The sequence below is a fragment of the Promicromonospora sp. NPDC060204 genome, from assembly GCF_042728455.1.
Classification (GTDB): Bacteria; Actinomycetota; Actinomycetes; order Actinomycetales; family Cellulomonadaceae; genus Promicromonospora.
Genome location: NZ_JBHWZO010000266.1, coordinates 1 through 8,360 on the forward strand (window position 1 = coordinate 1; position 8,360 = coordinate 8,360).

The following is an 8,360-nucleotide window of genomic DNA, read 5'->3' on the forward strand; positions in this document are numbered from 1 at the left end:
TGCCGTCCGCGAGCAGATCGTGGACGGCACGCGCGCGCCGGGCAGCCGGCTGGTGGAGCGCGACCTCGCCGCGGAGCTGGGCGTGAGCCGGATCCCGGTGCGTGATGCCCTGCGGGCGCTCGTCGGGGAGGGTCTGGTCACGCCGCGCCCGCGGACCTGGGCCGTCGTGCGGGAGTTCACCGACGCCGACGTCGCGCACCTGCAGGAGGTGCGCGAGGCGACCGACCCCACGCAGTTCCGGCTCGCCGCGCAGCGGCGCACCGCGGAGCAGCTCGCGGCGCTGACCGAGGCTTGGGAGCGCGAGGACGCCGCCGCACGGCGCGGTGACGCCCCGGCGGCGCGGCGGGCGGCGGCGGACGTCCACGAGGCGGTCGTCGCGGCGGCGGGCAACCCGGTACTCGCCGAGCTGCACGCCGTCACCGCCAGCAGGGTGCGCTGGCTCCTGGCCCAGCACTCCGACCTGGCGGGCATCGCCGACGAGCACCGGGCGCTGCTGGATGCCGTCCGCGACCGGGACGCAGAGGCTGCCGCGCGGCTGGCCCGCGAGCACCTGCGCACGAGCCGGTCTGCGGCGGCCGAGCGCCGGGCGGAACCGACCGCCTGAGCAGGGCTCCGGTCACACCCTCGGCGCGAGGTTCCCTCCTCGATGCGCCGTTTGGTAGCGTCCACGTTGTACCAGCCGGTTTGTGATGGTTCCGGCGGAGATGCAGGCAGGTTGCAGACGGGCTGGCAGGCAAGTTGGCAGGCAGAGGTGGGCGCCCGACGGAGTGAGGCTCATGGGTCATGCGTGACTGGGGATTTCTGTGGTCCTACCTGCGACGCGAGCGACGTCGGACCGTGCTGCTCGGGGTGGTGCTCCTCGCGGGCACGGCGTGCGGCCTGGCCAGCCCGTTCGTCGTGCGGGCCTTCATCGACAGCGTGACCGGGTATGCGGGTGTTGGGCCTGCGGGTGTTGGGCCGGCGGTGCACCTGGTGGGCCTGTTCCTGCTGATCGGGATCGTGCGGTTCGCGCTGCAGGCGGTGGAGGCGGGCCTCGCGGAGTCCGTGGCCTGGCGGTCGACCAACCGGCTCCGGGAGCACGTGCTCGACCACTGCCTCCGGCTGCCCGTCGCGTTCCACCACCGCACCACGCCGGGGGAGATGGTCGAGCGGGTCGACGGCGACATCGGGCTGCTGAGCAACCTCTTCTCCCGCTTCGTGGTCGCCGTGGCCGGTGAGGCGCTGCTCGTGGTGGGGGTGGTCGTGGCCATGTTCGCCGTGGAGTGGCGCATCGGCCTGCTGTTCCTGGTCTGCCTGGTGCTCGGCGTGGTGCTGCTGCGGCGCATTGCGGTGCTGGGCCGCGGGGCGCACGTCGGGTACCGCGCGGCGGTGGGCCGGTTCATGGGCTTCGTCGAGGAGCGCATCTCCGGCCTGGAGGACCTCAAGGCCTTCGGCGCCGTCGGGCACACGCTGCGCCGCTACGAGACCCTGAACTCCGCGCTGCTGCGCGGGGACCTGCGCGCGGCGCTCGTCGGGAGCAGCCTGGTGTGGGCCTCCGCCTCGGTGTTCACGGCCGTCGTCACCGCCCTGGCGATGGCGCTCGGCGGCTGGCGGTTCGGCACGGGCGCGATGACGATCGGCACGGTCTACCTGATCTTCGCGTTCGCGCAGCAGATCCAGGAGCCGCTCATCAACCTGTCCACACAGCTCCAGGACTACCAGCGGGCCATGGCGGGCGTGCAGCGCACGCGGGAGCTGCTCGCGGTCGACGTCGAGCCGGAGGGCGGCGGCGCCCTGCTCGGCACGAGCGGCACGCCGGGCGAACCCCTGGGCGACCCCTTGGACGATTCCCTGCGCGAGCCCCTGAGCGTCGAGCTCTCCGGCGTGACCTTCGGCTACACCCCGGGCCACCCCGTGCTGCGGGACGTGAGCTTCGCGGTGCCCGCCGGGACCAGCGTGGGCGTCGTGGGGCACACGGGGAGCGGCAAGTCGACGATCGCGCGGCTGCTCGTCGGGCTGGCCCGGCCCGACGCCGGCACGGTGTGCCTGGGCGGCCGCTCCGTCGAGGACCTGAGCCTGCGGTCGGTCCGGGAGCACGTCGCGCTCGTCAGCCAGGACGTGTTCGTGCTGGACGCGTCGGTGCGCGACAACATCGCGCTGCTGGACCCCGACGTCGCCGACGAGCGGATCCTCGCCGTGCTCGGCGAGCTCGGCCTCGGGCCGTGGCTCGCGGAGTTCGAGCAGGGTCTGGACACGCAGATCACCGAGCACAGCCTGTCGGCCGGGCAGGCGCAGCTGCTCACGATGGCGCGCACCCTGCTGCGCGACCCGGCGGTGCTCGTCCTGGACGAGGCATCGGCCCGGCTCGACCCGACCACCGAGGAACGCCTCGACCGCGCGCTCGCCCCGCTGGTGCGCAGCCGCACGTCGCTCGTCATCGCGCACCGGCTGAGCACGCTCGAGCGCGTCGACCGCATCCTCGTGGTCGACCACGGCCGGGTCGTCGAGTACGGCCCGCGCGCCGAGCTCCTGGCCGACGGCAAGTCCCGCTTCGCCGCGCTGCTCCGGGCGGCGACGGTATGACGGGCGGCGGTATGAAGGGCGACGGTATGCCGGGCGACGGTATGACGGGCGGCCATGCGACCGGGCAGCGACCACGTCGGGACCTGGGCCGGCTCGGGATCCTCGTGCACGTCACGCGGCGTCACCTCTGGCTCTTCGTGGGCGACGTCCTGGTCGGGATCGTCTTCTTCCTCTGCGCCCTGGTGCCCGGCCTCGCGCTGCGGGACTTCCTCAACCAGCTCCCCGGCAGCGACGCCCTCTGGGGCGTACCGCTGGCGCCGCTACTCGCCTACGTGGGCTTCAAGGTCGCCAACGCGCTCGGCGCCGCCGCGTGGATGGCCGTCGACACCGTCTTCCGGTACCGCGTCTACACCGACGTGCGCACCACCCTGCTCCGGCAGATGTTCGCCCGGCCCGCCGCGCTGCCGCTCAAGGTGCCCGCCGGCGACGTGCTCACCCGGTTCCGCGGGGACACGGTCGAGGTGGCCGAGGTGCTCGGCAAGCGCGGCTTCCAGCTCGTCACCTCGGCGCTTGTGCTCAGCGGCGGCTCGCTCGCCGTGCTGTTCGTCATCGACGTCCGGGTCACGGTGCTGGCCGTGCTGCCCACGCTGGCGCTCGCGGTGATCGCGTTCGTGGTGAGCAAGGAGATCAAGCGGCTGAGGGCCGTCAACCTCGCGGCCGCCAGCAGCGTGTCCGCCTTCCTGCGGGAGTGCTTCGCCGGGATCGAGACGATCAAGATCTCCGGCGCCGCGGCCGCGATCGGCGGCCGGGTGCGGGAGCTCAACGCGACCCGACGTCGGGCCGCGGTGCGCGACGGCGTGTTCGGCGGCGTCCTCGCCTCGACCCAGGGGTTCGTGACGCTGCTGGGCTCCGCGCTGGTGATGGTGGTCGTCGCGGACGGCATCCAGGACGGCACCTTCCTGGTCGGCGACTTCGCGCTGTTCGTCTACACGCTCGGCAACCTCGGCACGCTGGTCGCGGCGATCGGCAACTTCGTCAGCCGGTACCAGCGCTTCTCCGTGACCCGGGGCCGCCTCGCGGAGCTCACGCCCAGCGGCGCGGCGCGCGCCGTCGTCACCCCGGTGGCCGACGGCGTGGTACCCGACGGCGTGGTACCCGACGGCGTGGTGTCCGACGGCGCAGGGCGGGCCGCGCCGTCCGGCGACGCAGGGCGGGCCGCGCCGGTGCTCGTCGTCGACGACCTGGCCTACGTGCACCCGAACGGCACGCCCTGCTTCTCGGGCGTCAGCCTCACGGCTGTGGCGGGTGACATCGTGCTGATCACGGGGCAGGTCGGCTCGGGCAAGACGACGCTCGTGCGGACGCTGCTCGGGCTGCTCCCCAGGTCGGCCGGGACGGTGACGATCCTCGGCGAGCAGCGCGGCCCGGGCGAGGCGTTCACGCCGCCGCTGGCGGGCTACACGCCGCAGGTGCCGCACGTGTTCAGCGGCACGCTCCACGAGAACGTGCTGCTCGACCGGCCGCGCGCCGACCTCGACGCGGCGCTGGAGGCCAGCACGCTCTCGCGCGACCTGCCGCACCTCACCGACGGAGCCGACACGGAGGTGGGGCCCAGCGGGCACCGGCTCTCCGGCGGGCAGCTCCACCGGCTCGCGGCGGCGCGGATGCTCGCGCACCCGGCGGCGGTCCGGGTCATCGACGACCTGTCCGCGTCGCTGGACGTGGAGACCGAGCGGCTGCTGGTGCAGCGGGTCGTGGAGCGCAGCCGCGACGGGGTGCTGGTCGTCGTCTCCAACCGGCCGCTGCTGCGGGAGTACGCCACGCAGGTGATCGACCTCGACCGGCAGTGACGGGCGATGAGTCCGTGCCTCCGCCGTCGTCGGTACTCCCGGGCGCCCGTCCGCGGCGCCCGGCCCGCATCCCCCGGAGGACACCATGACCGAGACGCCCGTCACGACCAGCGCTCCCGCCCGTCCGCCCGTCGTCGACCGGGACGCCTGGCAGGCCGCCCGCGACGAGCTCCTGGCCCTGGAGAAGGCGCACACCCGCGCGGGCGACGCGCTCGCGGCCGCCCGCCGCCGGCTGCCGATGTTCGAGCTCGACGGCACCGTCCCGGTCACCGGGGCCGACGGCCCGGTGCCGTTCGCCGACCTGTTCCAGGGGCGCGACGAGCTCGTGGTCTACCAGCACATGTGGCACGACGGCGACCCGATCAGCGGGCAGTGCCCCGGTTGCACCATGAACTCCTGGCACATCCAGCAGTCCGCCCCGTACCTCCGCGCGCGCGGCGTGTCCTTCGCGATGCTGACTGAGGGGCCCTGGGCCGAGGTCGCGCCGTTCGTGGAGTTCATGGGCTACACCGAGCCCTGGTACTCGGTGCGCGACCTGCCCGCGCCCCTCGGCGTCGACATGGGCCACATCGCCTCCTTCCTGCGCGACGGCGACCGCGTCTACCTCACCTACCGGACCACGGGCCGCGGCAACGAGCCGGCCGCCGGGATCTTCGGCCTTCTCGACATGACGCCGTACGGTCGCGGCGAGACCTGGGAGGACGTGCCCGACGGCTGGCCCGCGGGTCACACCTCGTGCTGGTACTGGGCCACCGACGCGGACGGCGAGCCCACCTGGGGGCCGACGAGCCGGCCCACGCCGCAGTGGACCCGGCCCGGGGCGACGCCGGTGGTGCCCGCCGACGGGCACGGGCACCACCACTGACGGTCGTCCTCGCCCCGCCCGGCCCCCAGCCGTGTCGGCCTCAGGCGGGGAGCGCCCAGGCGCCGGCCGCCGCGGCCCGGCGCGCAAAGGCGTCGAACGACGTCGCGGGCCGGCCGAGCACGCGCTCGACCGTGTCCGTGGTCGCCGTGTTGCGCCCGTCGAGCACCTCCTGGAAGAGCCAGGCGAGACCCTCGGCCTCCTCGGGGTGCACGCCCGCGGCGGTGAGCTCGGCGACGAAGTCGGCGGGCGTGAGCGGCACATGCTCGACCGTCCGGCCCGTTGCCGCGCTCAGCACGTGCGCGACCTCCGTGAAGGTCAGGGCCTCGGGGCCGGTCAGCTCCAGGACCTCGCCGGCGTGCTTGTCGCTCGTGAGCGCGAGGGTGGCGACATCGGCGACGTCCTCCAGGCTGACGAACGGCTCGCGCACCTGGTCGGCCGGGACGGCGATGCGGCCGGCGAGCACGCCGTCGAGCAGGAAGTGCTCGCTGAAGTTCTCCTGGAACCAGGAGCAGCGCACCACGGTCGTGGCGGCCGAGGCGGCGAGCGCGAGGTCCTCGCAGGCCCGCGCAGCGTCCTCGCCTCGGCCGGAGAGCAGGACGATGCGCTCGACGCCGTGCCGGACGGCGCGCGCGGTGAACGCGTCGATCACCGCGTCGGCGCCGGGCAGGGCGAGGTCGGGGGAGTAGCAGACGTAGACGGCGGAGGTGCCGTCCAGCGCGGCGTCCCAGCCGGCGTCGTCGTGCCAGTCGAAGGGGACCGTCGTGGGAGCGGCGGCCGAGCGCGAGGTGATGCGGACCGGGTGGCCCTGGGCGCGGAGCCGGTCGGCGACGCGGCGGCCGGTGCGTCCGGTGCCGCCGGTGACGAGGATCGGCGCGGTGGTCGTGGTGGTCTGTGTTGTGTTCTCTGAGGTGGCCATAGGCCTATCGAAGCGTCGGGCGCCTGGATTCTGAATAGCTGAGAATCCACAACCCATGTCCCAGCGTCTAGTGTTGGGGGATGGACCCGCTGTCGCAGCTCCTCGCGCACCCGCACGCCGAGGGCGCCTTCACGCTCCTGATGTCGATGCGCGCGCCCTGGGCGGTGCGGGTCGAGGACGAGGCCGCGCTCACGGTCGTGATCGTCACCTCGGGCGGCGGCCTGCTGGAGGCCGGCGGCGTCGTGCACGAGCTGCGCACGGGGGACGTCGCGCTGGTCCGCGGCCCGCTGCCCTACCGGGTGGCCGACGCCGCGGGCAGCGCGACGGTCGCGATCATCGAACCCGGCCAGCGCTGCGTCACGCCGGACGGCGCCCCGCTCGACCTGGCCCTCGCGCACGGGCTGCGGCACTGGGGCAACGACGCCGACGGCCCGGACCGGATGATCGTCGCCTCCTACGCCGACGTCGGCAGCGTGGGCCGGTTCGTCACCGAGGTGCTGCCCGACGCCGCCGTGGTCGAGGCGGGTGCGCTGGACCCGGCGCTCGTCGGTCACCTGGCGCGGGAGATCGCGCGCGACGACCTCGGCCAGAGCGTGGTGCTCGACCGCCTGGTCGACGTGGTGACCATCGAGTCGATCCGCGCCTGGACCGCCGCGCATCCGCCGACCCGGCCGAGCTGGCTGGGCGGCGTCGGCGACCCCGTGGTGAGCGCGGCGCTCCGGGCGATGCACGCCGAGCCCGAGCGCGCCTGGACCGTCGCCGACCTCGCCCGGCGGGCCGCCGTCTCCCGCGCGACCCTCGCCGCGCGGTTCACCGAGCGCGTCGGCACACCGCCGCTGCGGTACCTGACGAGCTGGCGGCTCGCCCTCGCGCGCGACCTCCTCGTCGACCGCTCGCTCACGCTCGACGCCGTGGCCCAGCGCGTCGGGTACTCCAGCGGGTTCGCGCTGAGCACCGCGTTCACGCGCGCGTTCGACGTCAGCCCGGCCGCGTACCGGCGTCGCCTCGCGGAGGGTCCGAGGCTGATCGGGGCGGCGGCGGGGACAACGGATCGGACGGTGGGCCGGGGCTGAGGCCGCACGGGTCTGGCGGACGCCGACCGGCTGGGCCGCCCCTGGCGCGCGGAGCCCGGAATGACCTGGCCGCGCCCGGTGCCCCGCGATACGGTCCCCGGATGCCCACGCTCCCGAACCCTCCGCTGCCTGATTTTTCGCTTCCTGACCCTCTGCTTCCTGACCCGTCGCGACCGCTGCGCCGGCAGTGCCGAGGCCTCGTCCTCGACGCCGACGACCGCATCCTGCTCGTCGCGCACGCGATCGAGGAGGGCACCGTCTGGATCGGGCCGGGCGGCGGGGTCGAGGCCGGGGAGACCGTCGAGGAGGCGCTGCGCCGCGAGCTCTTCGAGGAGGTCGGGCTCGTCGTGCCCGCCGGGCCGCTCGCGCCGGTGTGGACCCGCCAGGTCGAGTACCCGGGCTTCGCCCGGTCCGACTTCAGGGGCGTGCACGAGGACTTCTACCTCGTGCGCACCGAGGCCTTCGACCCGTCGTCGGGCCTCGCGCCGGGCACGCCGGGGCATCCGGACACCGAGGGGATCGTCGACGCGCGGTGGTGGTCGCGCGCCGACCTGGACGCCCCGGGCGACGGCGAGTTCTTCGGGCCCCGCGACCTGCCGTCCCTGCTCGCCACGCTGCTCGCCGCCGAACGGTCGGACGCGCTGCCCGACGAGCCGGTCACCATCGGCCTCTGACCGTCCGTCTCGGCCGCTGACCAGCCGCGTCGTCGGACGTACCTGGTACCGTGCCGACCCGTGAACCGACAGGTAGAACGGCAGGTCGAGCGGCACGGTCTCGTGGTCGACGTGGTCCCCGAGAAGCGCGAGGAGTACCTGCGCCTGCACGCCGCCGTCTGGCCGCAGGTCGAGGCGACGCTCCAGGCCTGCAACGTGCACAACTACACGATCTTCATGCTGGAGGACACGCTGTTCGCCTACTACGAGTACACCGGCGACGACCACGCGGCCGACATGGCGCGGATCGCGGAGGATCCGGTGACGCAGGAGTGGTGGACGCACACCGACCCGTGCCAGACGGCGTTCGGCAAGGACGCCGCGCCGGGCGAGGGCTGGCGCGACATGCAGGAGGTCTGGCACCTCGCCTGAGGTCCGGGGGAGACGTTATCCCTGGGGGTGGGTAACGGAGAGGTAGCAGTGCTACGTCTCCGTTACCCA

The 8,360-nt window shown here is 74.2% G+C and carries 8 protein-coding genes; 7 read left to right on the plus strand and 1 reads right to left on the minus strand.

Annotated elements, in window-relative coordinates:
- From ACFWEJ_RS24355 to ACFWEJ_RS24370, 4 genes are all read left to right on the plus strand, one after another.
- A partial coding sequence (locus ACFWEJ_RS24355) for a GntR family transcriptional regulator (protein ID WP_377231765.1) occupies window positions 1-604 on the plus strand: 604 nt, incomplete at its 5' end.
- A 179-nt stretch (window positions 605-783) separates the two neighbouring features.
- On the plus strand, window positions 784-2,562 hold the full coding sequence (locus ACFWEJ_RS24360; protein WP_377231766.1) for an ABC transporter ATP-binding protein: 1,779 nt from the start codon (window positions 784-786) through the stop codon (window positions 2,560-2,562).
- 26 nt (window positions 2,563-2,588) lie between these two features.
- Window positions 2,589-4,352, plus strand: a complete 1,764-nt coding sequence (locus ACFWEJ_RS24365) for an ABC transporter transmembrane domain-containing protein (protein WP_377231767.1) — start codon at window positions 2,589-2,591, stop codon at window positions 4,350-4,352.
- Between the two features lie 85 nt (window positions 4,353-4,437).
- Window positions 4,438-5,217, plus strand: coding sequence for a DUF899 family protein (locus tag ACFWEJ_RS24370; protein WP_377231768.1), 780 nt, complete (start codon window positions 4,438-4,440; stop codon window positions 5,215-5,217).
- A gap of 40 nt (window positions 5,218-5,257) precedes the next feature.
- Here the strand turns inward: ACFWEJ_RS24370 and ACFWEJ_RS24375 are convergent, their stop codons facing one another.
- Window positions 5,258-6,133: an NAD(P)H-binding protein gene (locus ACFWEJ_RS24375; RefSeq protein WP_377231769.1), complete on the minus strand. Its 876-nt coding sequence runs from the start codon at window positions 6,131-6,133 to the stop codon at window positions 5,258-5,260.
- Window positions 6,134-6,213: 80 nt separating this feature from the next.
- On the opposite strand from ACFWEJ_RS24375, the gene ACFWEJ_RS24380 reads away from it, so the two are divergent.
- The 3 genes from ACFWEJ_RS24380 to ACFWEJ_RS24390 all read left to right on the plus strand — a co-directional run bounded on the left by ACFWEJ_RS24380 (window position 6,214) and on the right by ACFWEJ_RS24390 (window position 8,291).
- Window positions 6,214-7,206 (plus strand): cupin domain-containing protein, encoded by a 993-nt coding sequence (locus tag ACFWEJ_RS24380; RefSeq protein WP_377231770.1) that lies wholly within the window; start codon window positions 6,214-6,216, stop codon window positions 7,204-7,206.
- Between the two features lie 101 nt (window positions 7,207-7,307).
- Window positions 7,308-7,880, plus strand: a complete 573-nt coding sequence (locus ACFWEJ_RS24385; protein ID WP_377231771.1) for an NUDIX domain-containing protein — start codon at window positions 7,308-7,310, stop codon at window positions 7,878-7,880.
- Window positions 7,881-7,940: 60 nt separating this feature from the next.
- On the plus strand, window positions 7,941-8,291 hold the full coding sequence (locus ACFWEJ_RS24390; protein ID WP_377231772.1) for an L-rhamnose mutarotase: 351 nt from the start codon (window positions 7,941-7,943) through the stop codon (window positions 8,289-8,291).
- The last annotated feature ends 69 nt before the right edge of the window (window positions 8,292-8,360 follow it).